The 24,389-nt window shown below is 35.3% G+C and carries 21 protein-coding genes; 1 reads left to right on the top strand and 20 read right to left on the bottom strand.

From position 1 onward, the window contains the following. Positions 1-2: 2 nt before the first annotated feature. The 4 genes from liaS to mltG form a co-directional block, all read right to left on the bottom strand. Positions 3-1,070 carry a two-component system sensor histidine kinase LiaS gene (gene liaS / locus OS139_RS06170; RefSeq protein WP_002332051.1) on the bottom strand — a complete coding sequence of 356 codons (1,068 nt, stop codon included), beginning with the start codon at positions 1,068-1,070 and terminating at the stop codon, positions 3-5. Continuing rightward, on the bottom strand, positions 1,067-1,798 hold the full coding sequence (liaF, locus tag OS139_RS06165; protein WP_002295408.1) for a cell wall-active antibiotics response protein LiaF: 732 nt from the start codon (positions 1,796-1,798) through the stop codon (positions 1,067-1,069). Before liaF ends, liaS begins: the two co-directional genes overlap by 4 nt. Positions 1,799-1,965: 167 nt before the next feature. Continuing rightward, positions 1,966-2,445, bottom strand: a complete 480-nt coding sequence (gene greA / locus OS139_RS06160) for a transcription elongation factor GreA (RefSeq protein WP_002332052.1) — start codon at positions 2,443-2,445, stop codon at positions 1,966-1,968. Positions 2,446-2,580: 135 nt separating this feature from the next. Continuing rightward, a complete protein-coding gene (mltG, locus tag OS139_RS06155) occupies positions 2,581-3,756 on the bottom strand; it encodes an endolytic transglycosylase MltG (RefSeq protein WP_002295410.1) in 1,176 nt (391 codons plus the stop codon). A 164-nt stretch (positions 3,757-3,920) separates the two neighbouring features. On the opposite strand from mltG, the gene OS139_RS06150 reads away from it, so the two are divergent. Beyond that, positions 3,921-5,081, top strand: coding sequence for a serine hydrolase domain-containing protein (locus OS139_RS06150; RefSeq protein ID WP_002295411.1), 1,161 nt, complete (start codon positions 3,921-3,923; stop codon positions 5,079-5,081). 39 nt (positions 5,082-5,120) lie between these two features. On the opposite strand, the gene OS139_RS06145 is transcribed toward OS139_RS06150, so the two are convergent. The 16 genes from OS139_RS06145 to OS139_RS06070 form a co-directional block, all read right to left on the bottom strand. Next, the gene (locus tag OS139_RS06145; RefSeq protein ID WP_002332053.1) at positions 5,121-6,068 is read right to left on the bottom strand and encodes an NAD-dependent epimerase/dehydratase family protein; all 948 of its coding nucleotides are present in this window, start codon (positions 6,066-6,068) and stop codon (positions 5,121-5,123) included. Positions 6,069-6,265: 197 nt separating this feature from the next. Beyond that, positions 6,266-7,690 carry a lipopolysaccharide biosynthesis protein gene (locus tag OS139_RS06140; RefSeq protein ID WP_002332054.1) on the bottom strand — a complete coding sequence of 475 codons (1,425 nt, stop codon included), beginning with the start codon at positions 7,688-7,690 and terminating at the stop codon, positions 6,266-6,268. A gap of 2 nt (positions 7,691-7,692) precedes the next feature. Then, entirely contained in the window at positions 7,693-8,667 is a 975-nt protein-coding gene (locus OS139_RS06135) for a glycosyltransferase (protein WP_002332055.1), read from the bottom strand. A 24-nt stretch (positions 8,668-8,691) separates the two neighbouring features. Beyond that, positions 8,692-9,519, bottom strand: a complete 828-nt coding sequence (locus OS139_RS06130; protein WP_002332056.1) for a LicD family protein — start codon at positions 9,517-9,519, stop codon at positions 8,692-8,694. 8 nt (positions 9,520-9,527) lie between these two features. Then, positions 9,528-10,910, bottom strand: a complete 1,383-nt coding sequence (locus OS139_RS06125; protein WP_002332057.1) for an O-antigen ligase family protein — start codon at positions 10,908-10,910, stop codon at positions 9,528-9,530. Positions 10,911-10,925: 15 nt separating this feature from the next. Further along, positions 10,926-11,903: a glycosyltransferase family 2 protein gene (locus tag OS139_RS06120; protein ID WP_002332058.1), complete on the bottom strand. Its 978-nt coding sequence runs from the start codon at positions 11,901-11,903 to the stop codon at positions 10,926-10,928. Beyond that, the gene (locus tag OS139_RS06115; RefSeq protein ID WP_002332059.1) at positions 11,896-12,963 is read right to left on the bottom strand and encodes an NAD-dependent epimerase/dehydratase family protein; all 1,068 of its coding nucleotides are present in this window, start codon (positions 12,961-12,963) and stop codon (positions 11,896-11,898) included. The genes OS139_RS06120 and OS139_RS06115 overlap by 8 nt, the downstream gene beginning before the upstream one ends. A gap of 7 nt (positions 12,964-12,970) precedes the next feature. After that, positions 12,971-13,672 (bottom strand): IspD/TarI family cytidylyltransferase, encoded by a 702-nt coding sequence (locus OS139_RS06110; RefSeq protein ID WP_002297058.1) that lies wholly within the window; start codon positions 13,670-13,672, stop codon positions 12,971-12,973. Further along, positions 13,669-14,523 (bottom strand): LicD family protein, encoded by an 855-nt coding sequence (locus OS139_RS06105; RefSeq protein ID WP_002391763.1) that lies wholly within the window; start codon positions 14,521-14,523, stop codon positions 13,669-13,671. The genes OS139_RS06110 and OS139_RS06105 overlap by 4 nt, the downstream gene beginning before the upstream one ends. A gap of 32 nt (positions 14,524-14,555) precedes the next feature. Beyond that, complete coding sequence (locus OS139_RS06100) at positions 14,556-15,359, bottom strand: glycosyltransferase (RefSeq protein ID WP_016628054.1); 804 nt, start codon at positions 15,357-15,359, stop codon at positions 14,556-14,558. Between the two features lie 58 nt (positions 15,360-15,417). Next, positions 15,418-16,809, bottom strand: a complete 1,392-nt coding sequence (locus tag OS139_RS06095; RefSeq protein ID WP_002332062.1) for a sugar transferase — start codon at positions 16,807-16,809, stop codon at positions 15,418-15,420. A gap of 293 nt (positions 16,810-17,102) precedes the next feature. Next, positions 17,103-19,241, bottom strand: a complete 2,139-nt coding sequence (locus OS139_RS06090) for a glycosyltransferase family 2 protein (protein WP_002332063.1) — start codon at positions 19,239-19,241, stop codon at positions 17,103-17,105. Between the two features lie 38 nt (positions 19,242-19,279). Further along, complete coding sequence (locus OS139_RS06085) at positions 19,280-20,866, bottom strand: class I SAM-dependent methyltransferase (RefSeq protein ID WP_002296539.1); 1,587 nt, start codon at positions 20,864-20,866, stop codon at positions 19,280-19,282. Then, positions 20,856-22,076: an ABC transporter ATP-binding protein gene (locus OS139_RS06080; RefSeq protein WP_002289079.1), complete on the bottom strand. Its 1,221-nt coding sequence runs from the start codon at positions 22,074-22,076 to the stop codon at positions 20,856-20,858. The genes OS139_RS06085 and OS139_RS06080 overlap by 11 nt, the downstream gene beginning before the upstream one ends. A gap of 11 nt (positions 22,077-22,087) precedes the next feature. Next, entirely contained in the window at positions 22,088-22,894 is an 807-nt protein-coding gene (locus OS139_RS06075) for an ABC transporter permease (RefSeq protein WP_002289081.1), read from the bottom strand. Between the two features lie 208 nt (positions 22,895-23,102). Continuing rightward, positions 23,103-24,383 (bottom strand): EpaQ family protein, encoded by a 1,281-nt coding sequence (locus tag OS139_RS06070; protein ID WP_002332064.1) that lies wholly within the window; start codon positions 24,381-24,383, stop codon positions 23,103-23,105. Positions 24,384-24,389: the final 6 nt, after the last annotated feature.

Here is a 24,389-nt window from a genome sequence, read left to right as displayed (position 1 = left end):
ATCTATGCCTCCTTCATCAAAGGGACCTTGATCTCCACGCTCGTACCTTGCCCTTTAAAACTAATGATTTTTACTGTTCCACCAATACCAGCTACTCGTTCTTTGATATTGTTCAATCCATAACTTCCCGTTTTGGTTTCATTCATATTAAATCCTGTCCCGTCGTCAATGATACGTAATAAAAGATTGTTATCTATTTTATGCAAATAGACTTCTAATTCATTAGCCTTAGCATGTCTTAATGTGTTTGATAACAATTCTTGAACGATTCGGAACAAGTGATCCTCAATGGAACTAGTTAATTTTACATCTTCTACATCCCATTTTAGCGAAATCTGGATTTTATTCTGCAATTCCTTCAATAACTGCTCAATGCCTTGTTTTAAACTTTTTTCTTCTAAATTGACTGGACGCAGATGAAGAAGCAGCGCACGCATCTCAGACTGGGAAGCGTTGATGATCTCTGCCACCATTTTCAACTGCTTACGGAACATTTCTGGTGTCTCACTTTTTTCTGCTTGCTCCGTCAATGCCGACATCATCATCATCGCTGCAAATAATTGCTGTGAAACTGAATCATGAAGCTCACGAGCTAATCGATGCCTTTCTAATTCTAAAATCTCTTCTTTGGTTTGTCCATCTACATATTGAGGACGGCTAGTCATAATCTGTAATTCACTGGATACTTCGATCATTTTTTCTTTTATTTTAGTAATTTCCATATCAATATCTTTGATGTACAGATCATCCGACGTGCTTGGGATCGGCTGATGCAAAAGTTTGGATTCATAATTGCCAGAAGAAAGTGCACGAAGCTTTTCTTCGATTTTCCCGTATTTTGCCTTTTGAATAAGTGATAACAATAGAAATACGATCAATCCTACACCTAATGAAATTGCCATCAAATGGAAGATAAGCGGAACGTATAATAAACGCGCACGCAGCAATTCTCCCCACCAATGACTTTGGTTACTGGCATAAAAATAAGTGAAAAGTGAAAATAGAATAATAAGGAAAGCCGCAATCCCCGAATAAACAGCTAGCATTGCTTTGGATATTCTTCCCATCATATTCGTATCACCTCGACATCTCCAACCAAGGTATTGGTAATGATCTTCAATCTGCGAGGATTTTCATCATAATCACTGCTGCAGATTTTGATCTGTTCATTTTTTAAGGAAAACTGCTCTTCTTCAAACAAGACATTTCCTACTAATGTCGCATGCTCTAATCGAATAGCCACTCCCAGGGGTACTAAGATCCGTGTTCTGCCTATCCCTTTTCTTACAATCACAATATTATCATCTTTTGGCAAAAGTGTATTGCCCAAATCGATGATAGTATCACCAGAAATGATGGCAATGTTGATATCATCCCATTCATAGACGTCGTTTCCAATACGTTGGTTACCAAATAATTGCTGTCTTTTACGCTCATTATTATGTGTTTTTAATTGCTCTGTTTGGACCATCATGATCTGTTTTTTTCGCCAAAAAGCATTTTTTGTCAAATCTATTCCTGAAATCTCTACACCTTTCAGGCCGATAAATAAAACGGCCAATACAACCATCATCCATAAAGCAGGACTGTTGACTAAGCTAAAAAAAATGACCAAGCTCCCTAAGATCAATTGAAAATTTTGAAATTTAGTACGAGGATATTTGCGCATAGCTAGATATATATTGAAAATACCGAATATTACTAAAAGCAAAAGTCCAGTATTGTTTACGATTTGCCAAACAGCAAATAACAGCAGCAGTGCTTCGACTACCACAAAAAAACGCCAAGAACTATTCATCGCTTTTTCTCCCTCCTGACACATTCTCATTTCATCATACCTATTTTTTTGACTGTTGGCTATAGGACTTTAGATGTAAGATCGTTCAGTGAAACCTGCAATACTCAAAGAGAAAAGATCTAGAGTGCGTCATCAGTAAGATGAACTCTCTAGATCTTTCAGTCAGACTACTCTTGTTCTACTTTGACGATTTTAACTAACATATCGCCACCTGGTGTAGCAATAGTTACTTCATCATTTTTACGTTTGCCAATCAATGCTTGCGCGATAGGAGAATCATTGGAAATCTTTCCAGAAAACGGGTCTGCTTCAGCACTTCCGACAATCGTGTACTCTTCTTCATCTCCATCAGGCAACTCGATGAACGTAACTGTTTTACCGATCGATACCTCATCTGCATCTACGCCGTCATTATCGATGATTTGTGCAAAACGGATCATATTTTCAATTGTTGTGATTCTTCCTTCAACAAATGCTTGTTCATCTTTAGCTGATTCGTATTCGGAGTTTTCGGAAAGATCTCCGAAACCGCGAGCGATTTTGATTCGTTCAATGATTTCTCCGCGTTTAACTGTTTTTAGTTCTTCTAATTCTTTTTCTAATTTTTCTTTACCTTCTAGAGTCATTGGATAAACTTTCTCTACCATGTGTAACGTCTCCTTTTTTCGATAAAATACCGCAAAAGGTAATCTTTTGAGGAATATAGTCCAAAAAAGATTACCACGCTTTTCTTAAAATGTAAATGTTTTTCTAAAAATGATCAATGACTAGCCCCTGTTTTTCTAAGAATTATTTACATATTTTTGCACTAGTTCCATATGTTCTTCATACGTTTTAGCGAAATAAACATTTCCAGTGCTCGTATCTGCTACGAAATAATAATAGTCATTTTCTGCTGGTTCTAATACTGCCTTGATTGCCTCTTCGCTTGGATTGTCAAAAGGACCAGGCCCATAGCCGGTATTGGTATACAAATTGTATGGTGAATCTACAGCTGTATCTTCATACGTCACCAATTCTTTATGTTCTCCTAATGCATATAAAACAGAGATATCTGACTGAAGTGGCATATTTGCCTTGATTCGGTTAAAGAAGACTTGTGCAATATTTTTACGATCATTTTCTTTTACGCCTTCTTTTTCAACTAGAGAAGCCAAAGTTAAAACTTCTTGTACAGTCAAATTTTTCTGTTTGATAGCTGAATAATAGTTTTGCATGACCGTATTTGTCTTGTTCACCATCTCAATCACAAGATCCTTAAGCGAAGTACTCGTGTAGTAATCATAAGTAGCTGGGAATAAGTAGCCTTCCAAACGGTATTTTGTGTTCTCAGCTTTAGAGGCACTTTCCAACAATTCTGGGAATTTTTGATACAACTCGTTAAAGAAAGTCTCATCATTTACTAAATCTAAAAATTCTTTCTTGTCTTTACCAGTTACCTTCGCTACCCGCTCAGCAATCTGATCGATGTCGTAGCCTTCTGGAATGGCAATTTTCCCATCTGCAACTTTTGTTGGCTCAGATGTGCCGCCTTCTTGCAACTGCTTGCCAATCTCATCAAGAGTCATATTAGGCGCTAACTGATAATAACCAGCTTGAAAGCCAGTTAAGTTTTTAAATTTTGTATAATAATTGAAAACAATCCCACTTTTAATAATATTGTCTTTCTCCAAAATTTCGCCAATCTGCTTATTAGAAGAGCCGCTTGGGATTTCCACTTGGACTAATTGGTCGTCCGATTTATCTAAAGGCTTCAACCCGCTATCTACATAACGATATACGGTAAACCCGAGAAATCCGCCAATAATCAATAATGTAAGAGCGATCACTAAAATGATCTTCCTCACGATCTTATCTTCTTTTTTACGCAGATTTCTCCGCTTGTCGATTATATCTGCTGTAGCTGCCTTACTGGCTTCTTTTTTGTCTTTGCTTGGGTGTTGTTTGTTTCCTGACAAAACAACTCCTCCTTACTATCATCTTCGTAACTCTGTTTATTATACATGAAATTTCTACTGCCGTGAATTATTTTACCAAATATTATGTCAAAATTGTAAGTGGCAAATGCTCTTTTTGAGGATTACAATGAAAAATAGTTAAAAATGGATAGAAAGGAATTAACATGGCAAAAGGAAAACATCAAAAAAAACAGCAGATCTCTCTTTCTTTTCTCGCAGTTTTGTTGCTGGCTGTCAGCTTCTTTTCAACAGGCATCATTACAGGATGGCAATTAACAAAACAACCTCAACCACAAATTTATAAAACGGAACCCGCACAACTTGCTTCCAATTTAACATCTAATGAACAGATGCTTGCCAGCAAAATTGATCAATTACTGCAAAAATCAGATTATATCGGTTCGATTTATGTACGCAAAAATAATCGAGTGATATTAGAAAAAGGATATGGGTACGCAAATCTACGCATAAAAGAATCGAATTCTCCTTCTCTTTACTATCAAATCGGTTCGATCCAAAAAGCGATGACTGCTTTACTTATCCTAAAACAAATTCAATCTGGCAAGATAACTTTTGACACAAAGCTATCTGAATTTTATCCTCAGATTCCTGGAAGTCAGCAAATCTCAATCAAAAATATGCTTTACATGCGCTCTGGTCTTCATCGAACCGCTTCTCCAAAAAAACCTATGTCAGATAGTGAGATCATTCAGTTTGCCCTTCATCATTTGAAATTTACTGATTATGATACGTATCATTATGAACCATTAAATTATACATTGCTTACAGGGGTATTGATCAAACTAACGAATCAGCCTTATGAAACTCTTTTAAAAAAAGAAATCATTCGGCCACTCCATCTAGAACATACAGATTTTTATGAAAATGTAAAAAATTCCCCTCAGCATGCTGTATCTTACCAAATGTCTGCAACTGACGATTATTCAAAAGCATTGGTCGAGCCTGAAACAGACATCCGAAATGAATTAGGCACAGGAAATATAAGTATGTCTGTTTATGACTTGAACAAATTCTTTACCAGTGTTCTGTCTGGCGATATTATACCAAAAGAACTACTTTTCTCATTGTGGCAAAATAATGGTGATAAACATCCTTACAGCGGCGGTGTTTACAGTGGAAATGATTATATCCTTGCTCAGGGAAATATCAATCGATTCCATGCAGTAGCGGCGATGAAAAAAGACACAAAAGATGCAATCGTCATGGAAAGTAATATCCAATCTGATAAAAACATCAAATTGCCGGCCACTGATTTAAGAAATCAGATTTACGAACTGATGGAAGGTGTTAATTTAAAAAGCTAAGTCGAAACAAAAAAACCAGCAGGATGCTGGTTTTTTGTTTTAATCGATTTCTGTCTTTAAATAACGTTCCATTCCGTTCAATATATCAAATTTGGGTTGATAACCTAAAGAACGGATCTTTGAAATATCCGCTAAAGAATCACGAATATCCCCTGAACGCTCCGCTTCATATTTAAGCGCTAGCTCTGTTCCTAAGATTTGATCAATTGAATGAATCAATTCAAGTAGCGTAGTGCTTTTTCCTGTACCGACATTGAATTGCTGTCCTAAAGCTTTTTCTTCCTTAGCAACGAGTAAAAGTGCTTGTATAACATCTTCTATATAAACGAAGTCTCTAGATTGGCTACCATCACCAAATAAAGTAAATTCTGTTTTTTCTCCTGCCAATTGTTTTTTGTATCGGTCCACTAGAATCGAAATAACTCCGCTATATGGAGAGTTAGGATTTTGATTTGGACCATAAACGTTAAAAAATCGGACAGCACTAGTCGGAACATCATATAAATGACAGTAATCCAAAACATATTGTTCTGCTGCAAACTTATCGATGGCATATGGTGTTAAAGGACGGATGACCGATTCTTCTTTTTTTGGCAACGTTGGTTCATCGCCATAAACTGCAGCTGATGAACTAAATACCAATCGTTTTAAACCAGATTGATATTTTCGTACCAATTCAAGCAATAAAAGCGCACTGTCAAAATTTACACGATGAGTATCTAGAGGACGTTCTACAGAATCTGCCACACTAGCTACAGCAGCTAAATGAAAAATATAGGCAAACTGATACTGTTTCATGATTCTTTCCATCAATTGAGGATCTGATGCATCCCCCTCAATGAAAGTCACTCGTTTCTCCATATCCAAGTTTTCTTTTTTTCCCATTGATAAATCGTCGACTACTACGATTTTATTTTCTTTTCCCAAATAATTCGCTAGCGTTGAACCGATAAAACCAGCTCCACCAGTAATCAATATAGTATCCATCAAATTCACTCCAATTATGCATTCTCATACTTAATACAGTTAGTTTATCATTTATAGCCAAGAAAAACTATATAAAGAATACACAGTCTAAATAGACTGATAGCCGAATTCTACAAATTAATCGCTTCAAAAATATAAAAACAGCAGAGTAAATTCTAGTCGAACCTACTCTGCATTATTTTATATTTCAATATAGCTTAACGTTCTTTTAATAACAAGCGGAATTCACCAAAGCTAGCAAGGAAGCTGCGATGTACATATAGCAAATAAATCACATAAATCAAGCTATAGATACCTAGACTAATAAAGTCACCGCCAAACCAGATGTTACTAAAGATAAAAGCAATCGTTAGAATCGTTTCTACCAACTGTCTGTATCCAACAGGTAATTTCATTCCACGACAAAGAAAATATTCTGCTAAATTACATCGAAACGCTAGGCTCAACAATATCAAGCCCACTGCTAAATTCAAGTTACCTATCACAAATATAATGACTAATGAAGCCACTAACGAAAAGGATAGCGTCATCACATTGACCATTAATATCGTTTTTTCTTTACGCAAGGTCTTTAAATACGTATTGATAAGTAAAGACATTCTTCCTTCATAAATGACGATTGGAAACAAGATTCCCATAAAATTCAGACTTTCCGTATATTCGGGTAGCCACATGGTCAAAACAATTTTTGCTGGGACGTAAAAAATCAATAAACCATAGGTTAAAGGAACAAATAAGTCCCGTAAGATACGGAAGAGTTCAGGGAGTCTTTGCTGATTTGTCCTTCTTAATAATGGAAACATAACAATTCCTACTGCATTGACAAATGTTAGGAACATATTTGAAATACTCAATGTAAAGGATAGTTTACCAAAAGTTTCAATTGACCATCGTTGTTGTACGAAGAGTCGAATAGTTCCAAGAATGAGCATGCTAGCAATACTACTCAACATTAACTTACTACCAATATTGATATTATCAAAAATTTCAGGGACAAGTTCTTTTAAACTAATCATATTGACTTGCAACATATCTTTGACTCGAGACATTCCCCAAAGTGTCACGATCAATTTAGAAGCGATATCCATAATGATCAGCCAATAAAAATCTCTGCCGCCTAAAGCAAAGTAAATAGCAATAAACAAGACATAAAGATAGCGATCATTCCTAGAAAGCTGTGCATATTCTTTTATTCGATTTGTCGACTGGAAAATATACAGAATAAAAGTTTTAACGATCGTAATCACTGAAACAACAGCTGTCAATATTAAAATAAGTGATTGGGAACTGTTTGGCATAAAGAAATAAGCCCAAACAACTATAGCTATTGAAACAAAGAACTCAAAAATCGTTAGATACCAAAATTGCGAACCTAATGAACGTTTATCGATATCTTTATACTCTTCCCCGCCTATTTTTAAGTAAATACCGTCGATCCATCCAAAATGCAAAAAGCCTACGTACGAAGAATAAAATACATATAGTTGCCAATAACTATACTCAGTTACTCCTAATAATTTTGGCACGAATAAATTTAATAGGATCGAGAGACCTAATGTAGCAAAATTTGCGGCTACTGTATAATATAAATTTTTTACTACTGATTTTGCTTTTTCATTCATACTCATGACCTCTTACTTTTATTCAATTTTAAGACATGGTATAAATCAGCAGCATAATTAAATTTATTTTTATAGCGAAAAGCATTTGCGAAAACAGAACTCAATTTTTTCTTTGTTAAAATATCGATTCGCATTAGATTTTCTTTCTTCATCTTATCTATAATCATTTCTTTTTGTTCTATATTTTCAATAGATTCCTGCTTCTTCATAAACATTTTTGCTGAATCTAGACGAACATTGAATCTTTTTAATGTATTAATCCTACCATCATAGATTCCATTTTGTTTTCTTGCAGTAGATACTTCTTTTTGAAATGAACTATCCCCATGTCTTCTAAATTTAATTGTAGGTATGGGCAAATTGTATAATTGATCAAAAATCAAAGCTGCACCCCACATTGCTAAATCATGAGCTGATTTTTCGGCTATGGTATAGTATTCTTGTACTTTTGGAACAAATTCTTTTTTTACGGCAAATACACACCCTGGTCTTTTCAATAAAATATTTTCTGAGCGAAAAACTACTTTTGATGCACCTTCTTCGTCGATAGTCTTAAGTTTTCTTAATTTAGCAGAACTACCTGTCTCTTCAATTATTACAGTATAATCAGAAACCAAAACTGAGATATTTTTATTTTTCTCAAATGGTGCGCACATTTTTTCGATTTTATCGGGTAACCATATATCATCTTGATCACAAGTAAATATAATTTCCTTGGTAGCTGCAGAAAGAAGTTCCATGAAGTTATCTCGCCATCCGCGATTTTTCTCATTTACTTTGAATATCCAGTTGTCCAGCTTATTTTTTTCAATAAACTTCCGGATTAAATCTGCTGTTTTGTCTTGAGAGCCATCATCGTAAATCAAAACTTCATCAATTAATTTCGTCTGGTCACGAAGTGATTTTAATTGCTCTATGATGTACTTTTCACCATTATAAGTAGCCATTACCACAGAAGTTGTTAATTTTTCATTCATTATATAAACCTCGTATTCATCTTCTTAATCCTTAAAATAAAAATCGTATGGATGATGTGTGACTCTTTCTTCTTCAGGCGGTAATTCCATATAGTTATCGTATCTAAGCCTTAAGAATTTATCTCTTTCTTTAATAGCCATAAAAGTATGTCCTTCAAATTCTACATCTTCATATTCTTTGAACCAGTCAGTTGGAAAAACACCCCAATAGATGTTGATGAATTCCATATATCCACAGAATTCTGCTTCTTCAAACGGATATTTTGTTACTAGAGATTCATATTTATTTTTCCAGTAGTTATAATCCCCTTGGCGAAGTAATTTACGATATTTTGGATAGTATAAAATTCTTTTAGCTTTAGCTTTCAGCCAAGAACGTGAAATAGCATAAGAGTGATTCAAAGAAAAAACCATATTTGCTCGATATAATTCGCAAAGTTCACCAAATTTTTTACGTTCATTCAAATCTGTTGGGAACCCATCAATAGGGAAAATATCGACATAAACGCCAAGATTTTCATCCTCACTATTATAATATTGCTTGCTTACCGCTTTTGTATGCTTATCAACTAATTTGGCAAACGCATAACGATAATTCTCAGTATTTTCCGGACTTAAAAGAAGATAGTCTTCTTGTTTTTTGAGCAACTCAAGTAGTCGTTCATAGTTGGGCCTTGTTAAGACGATGTCTAAATCATCATCCCACGGAATATACCCCTTATGTCGTTCAACACCAATCAGACTCCCATAAAAGATAGAATAATCAATATTGTGTTCTCTACATAATTTGTCAATATATACTAAGATATCTACGCTTATACGCTGGATATCTTCATTCGTTAGTTTTTTCATTTTATTATTCACTCACCTTTTACTTTAGTGTATTCAAATGCAGAAATTCCGCCTAAATACAGCCAGAAAATAAAACTTCCTATTTTATTTACTAAAACGAGTTCTGTTAAAAACATAGCTGAAATCAAAATTGCAAGTACTGCCATGGTATTTAATACATACGAATCGTAGTCTTTTATAGTACGCATAAATAGTTGTCGCAATGTATTCCAAATCTTAATTCCCAGAAATACAAGTAGCGGTATAGTCCCTAACAGACCTGTTGTTGCTAATAAATAGAAGATAAAATTATGGGAAGTTTGTTTTTTTCTTGCAATGAACGTATTCGGTAATTCTTTTTGAGCATAATTAACCAAATTACGAGGTGAACTCCCGACAAGCGGACTACTTTGAAAAATCTCAAACGAACTTTTCCATAAAGCAAAACGATTATTAGACACATCGTCCTTATTTACAACATCCTCCCGTTTTAAACTGATAGAATTCTGATCTTTATCCGGATTTTCAGACTTTCTAGGAACATATCTTGCTGTTATATTGATCAATTTAGGGGCAACATATTTCCCTGCTTCAGCAATTCCTAAAACAGCTCCAGTTCCAATAATCCCACAGATTACTGCCAATAATAATTTAGAAGCAATCGTCTTCCCAAATCGGTTATAGACAATAAAGAAGATAGCAAAATAAGCACACAATACCAAAGCAATCTCTGCTGTTCTTGATCCAGACAAAATGATGTAAGCAAATTGAAGAAGGATCGTAACTATGCTATAAATTTTTGCCATTTTGTTTTTATTCGTCATTAATAGCTTTACAGCAAGAAAAATAACTGCTACAGAAGTTGCACCGGCAAAATTAGGGTCAGAAAAAACACCATACAAACGGTTCTCGACAAATCCTGCTCTAAACCCATTATAGAATTTATCTAACTCCTGTACGTAGGAATAATTTAACGCAAACATTCCTAAAGAGATAAGAGCTAAGAGATTCCAACAAGCAAGCAATATTTTTTCAAACATAGGAATGATTTGTTTGAAATGGTCCTCCCTACCTATTCGAAAAACGACAAAGAGATAAATAAATTGCCAAATTACTAACTTGATATTATCGACGATTCCGGAAGGACCGTTTAAAAATGTGGATAATAGTATGGCTAGTATGAAAGCTAGAAGCAGGTAATCTGCTTTTTTCAAGCTGAAATTCTTAGTAAATATATCTACTGCAGTGATTAATGCTGCCCATACCGTAATCAGTGTAAACAGCAAAGTATCATATTTTGAGGGAATCAGACTGTAGTAATTGATGATACGAATAATCAGTGCTATCCCAAATATTAAAATAAACCCTTTTTTACTATATTCTGAGTATTTATGAAACTTAACAGAATCCATTTTTTACACACTCACCTAACTATTTTTACTTTTGTATTTCTCATCTTCCAAAATTGCAAGTTTCTTATACAATCTCACATTCAAATGCAATACAGTTGCAGCTATTTTTCTGTTTCTAGTGAAATATGGACTACGTAGTATAAAAGTATAGTTTTTCCTTAAAAAATCAACAATTTGTTTCGTAACAGTACTTTTTTTCTCAGCATGACTAATCATTATTTTATCTAAGACAATGAAATATGCCCAACAAACTCTAGTATGTGCAATATCTGAATATTCAGGATAATTCGTTGCAATATACTTCTCATTCATTTCCCAAGCTTCTATTGTACTCAGATCTTTTTCGGAATAAGGAGAAGTCGTAATACTATTCGTTCTATGGTAATAATAGTATTTAGGTGTCATATCTACGACAACTTTTTCTACATTTTCTAACAAATGGAACATTACTGCCCCATCTTCCGTAATTTTTCCAATTGGATATCTTATATGATTAAATAATTCTTTTTTATATAATTTATTTACCGGATGGACAGATATCACTTTTGCTTCCAATATCATTTTAACAGTTTCGTTTTTTGTTAATACGTAATGACCAGGTGTCTTTGCCTGAGGTTCTTTACCTTCATAAACATCGTAGATTCCGCAGATAGATAAATCCGCTTTTTCTTCAATCAAGTTATTATATAGAAATTCATACATGTCAGATTCAATATAATCATCACTATCAACAAAACCGATAAATTTTCCTTGTGCATTTTCTAAACCAGTATTTCTAGCTGAGCTGACACCACTATTTGGTTGATGTATTACTTTTATGCGCTTGTCTCTTTGCTGATATTCATCGCATATTTCCCCCGAACGGTCAGAGGACCCGTCATCTACAAGAATTAACTCAAAGTCAGCAAATGTTTGTAACAAAACAGAATCAATTGCTTTAGCTAAATACTTTTCTACATTAAAAACCGTCATGATAATACTAATCTCACACATTTTGCTTCTCACCTTTAACTAATTCTACTGTGTGTATCAATGATTCTTTCAATTCAAATATTGGATACCAACCATTTTCTTTGATTTTCTTGTTATCAAGTATCGCTGTACTAGCTTTTGAGAAACCTTTTTGTTCAATCTCATCCGGCAATTCAAAAATTACTTGTTTGCCGCTGATATCAGCTAGCTGTTGGGCTAATTCTTTTAGTCGTAAATCAAAGTTTTCTGAAGAAACGTTGTACGCCTCTCCTTTTTCTCCTTCAAGCAGTAAATGAAGAATAGCAGAAACAGCATCTCCAACATATACATACGAAAAATATTGGTTTCCTTCACTTTTTAAAACAATATCTTTTTGTTCGACTGCATTTAAAATAAATTGTGAGGATGCTTTCGTATCAGATAAAAGCATCGTCGGACCAAACGTACGGCAAAGCCTTGGAATCACGATGTCGAGGTCGTGTTTTGCAATGTAGGCTTGGCATAATGATTCACTGACTCTTTTTCCTTCAGGGTAGCCTGCTCTCAGTGTATTACAATCGATGTATCCACAGTAATCTTCTGTGAATTTTTCTATATCGCCTCGATTTTCGCCATAGATTTCTACTGTTGATAAAAATAATACTCTAACCGGTTGGGTTGCTACTGCATGTTCCAATACTTGCTCTGTACCTGCAAGATTAGTCATGATCGTACCGATTGGATCAGTTGCGTAAGCCTTAGGATGTGTGTTACTTGCACCGTGTATCAAATAGTCAGCTTGAATTTCTTTTGGTAAGGGTTCTGTGACGTCACCTTCAACAATTTCGAAAGTATCTAATTCAAGATAACTGGCAAACCTTTTTTCAAGCTTCTGACGGTTTCTGCCCATTGCATAAACTTTGATTTTGATGCCTAGTTGTTCATTAGCAGCCATCAACGTATCAATCAAAAAAGAGCCGATCATTCCAGAAGCACCAATCATCAGAACGGATTTTCCATGTAGCTGTTTTATTTTTGGTGTATGATTGATTACTTTTGCCAAATCTTCTTGGTACATTGGTTGTTTAATCAACGTCATCATCTTTCACCTAGTCTTTCATTTTTAAATATGCTTTGAACAATTCTAGATCATCTGTTGTTGTCAATTTGATATTTTTATCAGAACCAGCAGCAAAATATAAAGTTTCTCCCAAATCTACCATCATGGTATTCGTATAAGAAGAATCAGTCATACCGATGTCTTCTTTCACTGCCCGGTCATATGCTGCCCGTAGTTTTCCGTATTGATAAGCTTGTGGAGTTGAGACACGCCTCAATGTGTTACGATCGACATACTGTTCCGTCGTTTCTTCTGTTTTCTTGATAAAAATTTGTTCGTTGTAAGGTAGAGAGGTTACACCGTTACCAAATTCTTTACATTTAACGATTACATCTGACAATACCAGTTCGTCTACTAGTGGACGGATTCCATCATGGATGATGATCGTATCATCATCTTCAGAATAGTCTTTCAAAAACTGAACACCATTATTGATCGACTCTTGTCCTTTTGATCCACCTGTAATGACCCATTTGACTTTGCTAATATTGAATTCTTTGATATACGCCCACATCGTTTCTTCCCAACCAGATTTGCAAACGACTAAAATCCGGTCAACTTGAGGATGGTGTTGAAATGATTCTAAAGTATAGATAATAATAGGTTTTCCTTCAATTGTAATGAACTGTTTTGGGATATCTTGTCCCATTCGTTTACCCACACCACCGGCAATAATAATAGCTGTAATCATTTTTTTTCTGCTCCTTTAGTTAAATAATATTTTCCTTTGTACATTGTGTATGGATGTTCTGGATCAATATAAACTGCTTCATGATGAGAAACCTGATCTTTTTCAGGCGGAAGCTGCATATAGTCACCAAAAACTTGACTTAAATAATTATCATAACCAACTGGTACTGGCATCTCTGTATCTTCGAATGGCACCCACACAGCAGATTCAAAGTCTTTTGCAGGATAAACATTCCCCATATATCGAGGTCCGACACAAAGTTCAGTCACATAGCCCGTTGGTTCATTATTATATTTTGTCATTTGTTTTTCAGCAAAAGACCATATCTTATATCTCATACGAGGTGAGCGGAAAATAGATAAGAGTATCTTACTACCTGTAGCCATTATTCCACCATGTTTTTCAGGGACGACTTGAGAACAAAATAAAGCATATACTAAAGCCCATAGTTTTTGAATTTTACGGCTAAATTTCGAAACAGGGGCAACATCTAACGGGAAAATATCAATAGTAATTCCATGGACTATATCTAAATCTCTTTGATAAGTTTTAATAAATGTAGTATCTGCATCGCGGATAGTTGTAAAAGAATTATGATCATTATAATTTTTAGAAGCCTTCTGTATGGGATATTTTTTACTTTTTTCTGAATTAACCCATAGTTGATAAAATTTTTCATAATCCTCTCTAGGCATAAAGAAATCTAAATCATCATCCCATGGAATAAACCCTTGTTCTCTCACAGTACCGATGGCACCACCACCGCAGAAATAACAAAGAAGTTGATTTTTTAGACAAAAATCAACAATCTCTTGAGACATTTTCAACGTAATCTGTTGTATTTTTTTCATTTTTGGATCAGTGCTATACAAAGAAAAACCTCCTATTTTCTTAATTGCGTTTGATAAAATTTTCCTCTTAATTGATTTGGTAGTAAGCTAATAAAAATATGTCCGCAAGAAACAATTATAAAATCTTTTACTGACCCTAAACCGTCTTTCCAGATACGATAACGACCCTTAAGACCAGAACCAAGATATTTCATTCCGCCTCTTCTTGCATACATATCTTTGCCAGTTCGCGCATAGACTAATGTTTCTTGAATATTATATCCTTTATAACCTGCCTTTAATAATCTTGCCCAAAGATAATAATCTTCAAACCCGCTTAATGGTTGGTAATTTCCCACTTCCAAAATAGCTTTTTTATCAAACATAACGGTCATATGATTAAAGGGATTTCTTCTTTTAGAAAATACACGAATTGCATTGTTATATTCAGGTACAATTCTTTTTCCGATAACATTGCTAAGCGTGCCAGTAAATTCCTCAATATTACTCCCAACAATCGCTATTTCTGGATCTTTTTGGAAGATCTCTAATTGTTTTTCTAATCGTTGGGGTTCCATTATATCATCTGTATCCATTCTGGCTACTAAGCGATTTTTCGTATGTTCTAATCCAATTGCTAAAGCAATCCCCAATCCTTGATTTTTTTCTAATTTTACAACTGTAAACAAGTGAGGATCTTTTTGTTGGAAATAAGTGACAACTACTTGAAGTTTTTCATTTATAGGGCCGTCATAAACTAATACAATTTCTTTTGGCATTACTGTTTGCTCAAAAATACTAGTTAATGCTTCCTTTAAATACTCTGGCTTTTCTTTATCATATAAAGAAAGCAGCATACTTACATTTTTATTTTCCAATGTTCTCTCCTACTTCTTTGCTCAAAATTTTTCCAATCTAGCGATAAATTTTCTCTTGTGAAAAGTCGATTCCTGCTAATGAACTAATATTTTCATCTTCATCTAGTCCTTGAGATGACATCTTATCAAATAAGATTTTGATTGTTTGAAGTAAAATCTTCAAATCTAATAGTAATGAATATTTTTTGATATACAACAAATCAAAACGTAGTTTACTGTTATAATCTGATACATATTTTCCGTATACTTGTGCATATCCGGTAATTCCCGCACGTACATTGTGTCTTAAATAATAATAAGGATTTTCTTCATTGAACTGATCAACGAAAAATGGTCTTTCTGGCCTTGGACCGACAATCGACATATCGCCTTTCAATACATTAAAGATTTGAGGTAATTCGTCAAAACGTACAGCACGGATAAATTTACCTACTGGTGTCACACGTGCATCGTTACTTTTAGCCAAGACTGGTCCTGATTTTGCTTCAGCTGTCGCGCTCATGGAACGGAATTTATAGATTGAAAATTCCTTTTGATTTTTCGTAATACGTACTTGTTTATAGATGATTGGTCCAGGTGAAGTTGTTTTTACCAAAATCGCTGTGATTAGCATAAAAGGTGAGGCGAGGATCAGTAAAATAAGCGAAACGATGATATCAAAGAGACGCTTGAATAGTTCGTATTCTGGTTGGATTCTGAACCCAGAAGCTTCAATGATGCTTTCATCTTCAAAATTCATAATATTCGGATTTATCATTGTCAGATTCTCAAAAGTCGTATTTAAAAATAACTTCTTCTCTTTTTTAGTCACTAATTGATAAATGCTGATTTTTTCATCTTCTGGGATTTTAGAAGCCAAATAGACGATATCCATATCATCGATCAATTTTTTTGTATTTTCGTAATAATTATCGATTGCCACTGCTTCAACCTTATGTTTATTGTTTTTCTTAGATTGAAAATTTTGGATAGCTGGTGCGACATCTTTCTCCAAACCTACGATAAGGACTTTCTTATCACGACTGACTCTTAAGTACAGTTTGTAAACGACTATCCGGTAAACACTAAGTAATATCGTACCTAGGATAAACGAGATCAAAATGACGCCACGCGGAAATGCAAACCATCGGCCAGCAAAAGTAACTACCATGATCCCCAATGCTATTAGTACTTGTCCAATAACAGTAATGAAGACAATATCACTGATCATTCGGTTATAGAATACATAAGCTCCTAACAAAATATTCAACGCAATAAAGATGATGGAAATAAAAATTGCTGAATGCTGAAAGGTCTCTAAGTTTCTCACTGGTACTTCTCCTTGGAATTTCAGCAAAAAACTAAGATAGATCGACACATTTAATACAAGTACATCCATAAGAATAATGAATATTCTGCGTGCCGCATTCCACTCCCCATTTTTATTCATATATACACTCCTAACCATAAAATAATGCCTCTATCATCTTACCATAGCAAAGTTTAAAAACCTAGTGAATAACCAAATTGTAAAGGAAATTAAAAGAAACGGGGAAAAGCGTCTATTGTCTGTTTATATGTGTATTTCTGCATAACAGAAAGTTGTCTCAGAAGTCCCATCACTTCCTTTATGCTGAACTAGTATTCTCCTGCTAATTCCTTATTCACAAGTTACAATATTCATATAATTAAATTAAAAGAACTGTATTTTCATTAATAAAAATGAAAATACAGTTCTTTTAATCAATCAGGTCTCAACGAAAAATCGCCGATTCCTTCTTTAGTTAGATTATCGTTATAAAATGGGTCATGAGCAATATAAGAAGGCCACTTATCTTGCATTTTTTTGATTTCCCCAGCAAAACGTCTTTGTTTTTCTGGTGTATCTTCATAACCTCTTGATTTAGATTCGAAATGGTACAATTCTGCTTGATGTGCATAGACATTGTAACGACCCATTTCATAAACTTTCAAGCACAAGTCAACATCGTTGAATGCTACTTCTAATGTTTCATCAAATCCATTGACAGCATTGAAGTCAGCTGCCTTGACCATCATACAAGCTGCAGTGACTGCTAAGTAATTGACGTCAATGACCAATCGGCCAAAGTAACCACAATGTGTTCGATCATAGTTATTCAATGCATGTCCTGCAACGCCACCGATCCCTAATAATACACCTGCATGCTGCGTTGTATCATCCGGATAAAATAATTTTGCTCCTACACAGCCGATTCGATCAAACTGTGCATAAGAAACCATCGCTGTCATCCAGTCAGGTTCAATCACTTCTGTATCGTTATTCAAGAATAAAAAGTATTTGCCGTTAGCTTTTTCTGCTGCCAGATTGTTGATACGTGAATAATTGAATGGAATGTCAATTAATTCGACGATAAATCGGTCTTTCAGCTGATGCTTGTATTCTGCAAATAATTCTTGCATTTTAGGATCTGTACTTCCATTATCTGCAATAATGATTTCATAATTTGGATAAGACGTTTTTTCGATGATCGAATCCACACAAGTTTTTAGATCTTCATAGCCATTCTTAGTTGGAATGATTACACTGACCAAGTCTTCTTGCAAAACATCATAAGTGATTTCATAAAAACCAGAAATTCTGCCAGGATGTACGCTTCCCTTGATATTTCTTCTAGATAGAGCATCTGTCAATGCTTTCACTCCAGAATCATAGATGTAGCTTTTAGCTTCTCCATTGCTTGCAGTTGATCCCGGGATCGTCCGCCAGTGATACAAGACACGGTCAATGTGGTAAATGTGTTCTGCAGGAATTTGTTCTGTCACACGAAGAACCAAATCATAATCTTGAGAGCCTTCATATCCTTTACGGAAACCGCCAAGTTCCTTAACAATGCTTGTCCGATATACGCCTAAGTGAGAGATATAATTATTTCCCATCAATGTATCGGGAGACCAGTCTGCTTTGAAGTGCGGGTCAAAGCGATTCCCATCTGCATCGATTTTATCTTCGTCACTGTAGATCAAATCCAGTTCTGGATGTACGTTTAGCACTTTTGCCACTTCATATAAGGCAAATGGAGGTAATTCGTCATCATTATCTAAGAGCGCTATAAACTCTCCTTCTGCCATTTCCAATGCAGAATTAGTTGCCAGACTGATGTGTCCATTTTCTTGTCGGAAAACGACTTTGATTCTATCATCTTTTGCTTGATAGGATTCCAGACACTTTCGGATAGCTGGATCAGTAGAAGCATCATCACTGATACATAGTTCCCAGTGATCATACGTTTGATCAAGTACCGAATCAATGCATTTTTCGAGCCATTTGATTTCAACGTTATAGACAGGCATAAGTATGGAAATCAATGGGCGGTAGGCAAATCCTTGTACTTCCTTCCTTTGCTCTTTCAGATCAGGTTTCTCATGACGACTGATCCACTCTGCATAGTCGATCGATCCTGGTTTCAATTCCAGTTTGACCCGGCGGATTGCTTTTTTTACGCCATGAGTCCTTGCATAATTTATCCCTTTTTTCAGTAATCTTTTTTTTCTTTCCCATGAAGATTCAATGCCGTCATCATAAGGATATTTACCGTTTAATTTCACAGCTATGCCATTTTGATGTCTTGCTGTTTGGAAGTCTAAGATTGCTTTTCCTCTCATTTTCCCTGATAAACGTACCTTAAAACCGCTTTGGGTCTTAACATCAAGATTATATAAATGATTGATATCCAATCTTACGACATGTGTTGCTTCAGCAATCACATTTTCTTTTTCTACCTTTATCGTAGGGATTTCTTTGGTCACTTCATCAATTGCCCAGCCCACAATAAGCAAATCGCCAGTGGCCCGTTCACGAGTGATTTGATCGATAAATACGGCAATTTCTTTTTTTTGCACGATTCGTTTACTCCTTATCTTTATAAGTTAATCATTATTTACATTTCAATGATCCATGATTGACCATTTTGAGCCACTGCTTCCACTAAGAATGAACGTTCCTTCTCGCAAAGGATCCGCAGTTCAAATCCTGCTTTTGCTCCTTCAGCTAGCTGTTTTGCTTGATTGACTTCTTCTCGTAAAACAGGAATTGCTTCAAAAAATGGTGATTGGTCGGCTGATAACTTATAGGACAATGGTTGGCGATCCGAATTAGCGATTCCCCACCCGATGATTTTCAATATCTTTGTTTCTGCATCCCAGATTTTTTCGTCAATACATAGAGAAAGCTCTTTTTCTTGGATTTTTTTCGATGTTTCTTTCTTACGTCGCCCTAATCTATGTTTGATTGTCCATTCATCACTTTCCAACAACGTGCAATAGCGATTTATGGTTGTTTTCAACGTCTGATCTAATCTTGTATTATTCTCAATAAGATAATGATTTTCTCTTTCTAATTCATCATTTTTCTCAGAAAGCTGCTTTGTAACTTCAGCCATTGGACGGATCGTTTCCAGCAATTCTTTCATTGTTGGTGTCAATTCTCCGATAAAACGATAGTGACAATGGATAGTCACTTCTTTCCCTGCAATATCCGTTAAAAAGAACTCTGGTAAATCTTTACCATCAAACAAATAACAATCATTTACTGTTTTGACTACAGCATTTGAATCGATAAATGTGAGTTTTTCTCCAGCAGCTTCTGCGCTGAATTCGATAAAGCTAGGTTGCTGCGCGAAGCGAAACACCATTCGTTCTGCTAATTCTGATACATGGAAACTTAGTGTCTCATTTTCCCCTGTGAAATTATTGAATGGTATTTGTTGAATTATTTCATCTTGTTTCGTTTGCTGGATTACTTCTAATACTTTCACATAATTAGAATTTTGTGGCTGCGCAATGGAACTTTGTGCTACTGGATGTTTCATCAATGAGAAGAAGTATTGGTAGACTTCGCCAAATGGTCGCATTTTGAAATCATAACGTACAGCTTCCGGCAATTCTTCATAAGTTGATTTTAATTCTGTATCACCTACAGCTAAGTACAAATAATCTTCAATATTGATGTATAATCCTGCTTTTTCAAAAACTTTTTGGAAGCCATCATGAGTATAAAAAGAATTATGGGTTTCATCTAGCAAACCATAAGAAGCCCATGGCAATTGATTATTGAACAAATCAATCATGACAGAATTATGCGCCAAGTTAGGGAATGTAATTAGAATTTCTCCTTCTTCATTCAAAAATTCTCTAACTTTCTTCAACGTTTTTCCAGGATCTACCAAATGTTCTAAAACATCGGCAAACAAAACGTAATCAAATGTTTGTCCAGCATAATAGTTTGCCCATTCAAAGCTTTCGATATCTCCATAAAATCCATCTTGGGCAAACTCGCTGACAAAATCGAACAATTCCTTATCTAGTTCGACAATGCTCACTTCACATTGTTTTGCTCCGATCAAATGTTTCGTTAATCGGCCGTTTCCAGGACCAAACTCTAAAACTTTACTTCCTGGTTTGATCTGTGCGGCAATTTTTCCCACACTGCTTTGTTCATCTAGGTCCATTTCAAAATCATATTTCATTGCTATGAGTCCCTTCTTCCCATTTATGGTCTAAGACCACGATGCCTTCTCCGATATAAGAACCGCTGACAAACAAGTTCATGTATTTTGTCTTGTATACCAAAGGAACCGTTGCATTTTCTTCAAAGACCGCAACGTCAAAATAATATTCACCAGCTAACAAACCTAACTTTTCATACTCCAGATAAAAGATATTCTCACCTTTTTTCCAAGGGATCTTGATACCATCTAGTAGAGTATTGAGTCCGCACACATAAAAATTGTCGACTGTACGCAGAGCAATTCCTAAAACTGGATTTTTGATTGTATCGTCTTTTACTTCATAGGTTACTTTAACGTATAGTTTTTCTCCTTGTTCCAGCATATCCACTGGATTTTTGTCTTTATCCAACAATTCGGCTTTCGTCACGTCTACGATATCTGGAGCTGCGAAGCGTTCTACTTGGTTTTTATTTCGATCTACTGTTTTAACTGATTTTTTCTTCAAAAAGTTTTCGTAATTCGTCGTTACTTCCATCGTATCACCATATTCGACAACTTCTCCATTTTTCAACCAATAGGAACGATCACAAAAACGGCGAATCGAACTAATATCATGAGAAACGAATAAAATCGTTTTTCCCGAGTTCTTAATTTCTGTAAATTTTTCCATACATTTCAGTTGGAATTCAAGATCTCCTACTGCCAATGCTTCATCCACAATCAAAATATCAGGATTCACATTGATCGCTACAGCAAAAGCTAGACGAACGAACATCCCACTTGAATAGGTTTTTACAGGTTGATAAATATGGTCGCCAATATCAGCAAATTCAATGATATCATCGACCATTTCATCGACTTCTTCTCTTGAAAATCCTAGAACCATTCCATTTAAATAGATATTTTCATAGCCAGAATACTCAGGATTGAATCCTGATCCTAGTTCTAGCAAAGCTGAGATTTTTCCTTCGATTTCCATCGTGCCGGATGTTGGTGTCAGTACTCCCGTAATGATTTTCAACATTGTAGATTTTCCCGATCCGTTTTCTCCCACGAAACCGATCATCTCACCTTTTTTTATTTCTACATTCACGTTTTTCAACGCATAAAATACATCATGATAGGATTTCTTAAAAGGATTGAGGGCTTCACGAAATCGATCCGAAGGTTTTGCGTACATATTATAAGATTTTGTGATATCTTTTAGTCTAATTGCATATTCTGTCATAGCTATTCTCCTTACAGCACATCTGAAAAATGTGGTTTCAATCTACGGAACACTGCAGAGCCGATTACGAACATTACTAACGTGAAAACCCAGAAATACAAAGTATATGTTCCATGCTCCCAGAACCAAGCTTCACTTAAAAATGACTCACGATAACCTTGAACAACATAGTACAGCGGATTTAATTTCAATATGCTTACAAGACCTGAATCAAACTGATTAGGGCTCCATAATATCGGTAGTGTCCACATGATCAACTGCAGCACGATCGTAATTAATTGCATGATATCAGGTAGAAATGGTTGGATCGATGCCGTCAGCCAAGTCAATCCTGTCAAGAAAGCACACATGCAAAATAAATAATAAATCAGCTGTAAAGACATTGCTGAAGGATATATACCATTTATAAGCGCGACAGCTATGCCAATCAGAATGAAGAATAAATGGGTGTACAGATTGGATAGGATTTTCGTCGTGGGCAAGATACGAATATTGAATACGACTTTCTTTACTAAATAAGTATATTCCCGAAAAACAACCGTAGTTGATGCAAATGCATCTGAGAAGAAGAACCAAGGAATCATCCCGGTAACTAAATATACGATAAATGGGTATTTTGCATCGATCATTTGTGCTTTCAGTCCAACACCAAATACCAGCCAATAAATCAATACAGTAAATAGCGGATTGATAAACGCCCATAAGATCCCTAAAAACGATCCTGCATATCTTGATTTGAAGTCATTGATCGAAAACTGTAGCAGTAATTTTCTGTTCTGATAAATGTCCTTCATAAATAAATACAAATCTTTAAACATTTGTGTTCCTCCAAGCGATTTCAGTGAATTACAGTCAAGTGCCATTTTACCATATTTTTGGTACCGAGCTGCGTTCTTATTTATTTCTTAATTTTCTATGATACAAGATTTTCTCTAACGTTTCTATTTTACAGAAGATGCTAGACAATTGCAATAAACCAAAAAAGGCTGCGACGGTTGTCACAGCCTCTCTCGTATTTTGCGCCTATCAATGATAGCGTTGGATCCTGGAAGAATGAGCGCTATCTGGTTGTTCCTCATAACTTGGATCTCCAGCATTCATGTCGTCATATGGCTCTTCTATGTCATAGTATTCTTCCATAACTTTCGTTTCGTCATAGCGATGAACGGCCATAGCCAACAGGATATAAATAATCGGAACCCACGGGTATGAAGTCAATGTATCCTCCATAAATGACTGCATCATCACCGCAAAAAAGGCCCAGATAAAAGTCATCTGCCCGTTGGATAAATCTGCTTTCAACGTTAAGCGACCAATAAAAAGGATAAGCAGCAAAGCAGCAACTCCAAACCCTATTAACCCATAGATATTCAAAATAGAATTATAACTATTGTGGTTTCCTAAAAATTGGTTTCCTCGTTGGAAGATGAATGTTTTCATCCCAAGTAAAACTTGCTCAGATTTTTCTCCTAGCGTCTGATAGAATTTATGCCAAATATCTTCTCTACCGGTAAACAAATTGACTTTTTCGGAAACAGCGGCTAGATAAGAAATCGGTAAAGCCAAAAGAATCGTAGCCGTATAGGCAATAAACGGCGCACGAATGACACGCATCAATGATTTAGGTAAAAGATCCAATATCGCAAAAACAATCAACGCGACTAATGCACCTCTAGATTGGCAGACCCAAATACCTAAAAAGGCTGCAACGACTGCTATCCCACCGATGATTCGAACATACCATCGTTCAAAAGAACTGGCAAATCCGCTAATCAGTAAAGCAAGAGTCATCAAAGAACTTCCGATTGTATTCGTATTGATCCAAATATCAGAAAGTGTATTACCCGGAGCCCAGATACTTTGTCCTTCTGGTACTTGGATCTCTGTAAATACACGATATAATGTGATTCCGAGGAAGACCGTAAAGACAAGCAGATAAATACCGCGATCCCATTTTGTCCACTCAATCCATTTAATTACTAAACAAAATAAAATAATCAAAGGAAACAGTAAATCTCCAAATAAAGACTCATTTCTTAATTCCCGAAAGTAAGAAAAGAAAATGAAAAGTGCAAGCGCAACACCTAGATAAAGAAAATCGACGCCTTTTGCTTTATAAACATTTAAAATGAGCAAAATAGCCACACTAAAAGCGATAAGTAATGAACTATTGTTATATATAAACAAAGTTGCTGGAAAACCTAACCCTGCTGTCCAAACAAAAAAGACTAGCGTCAGCAACAAAAGCAAGAAACCGACACTCATTTTGTTGACAAATTTTTGTACGATTGCTTGAATTATCTCCACTCTCCT

The organism is Enterococcus sp. E4-223, assembly GCF_035727065.1.
GTDB lineage: Bacteria > Bacillota > Bacilli > Lactobacillales > Enterococcaceae > Enterococcus_B > Enterococcus_B faecium.
This window is presented reverse-complemented; position numbering and strand designations above follow the sequence as displayed.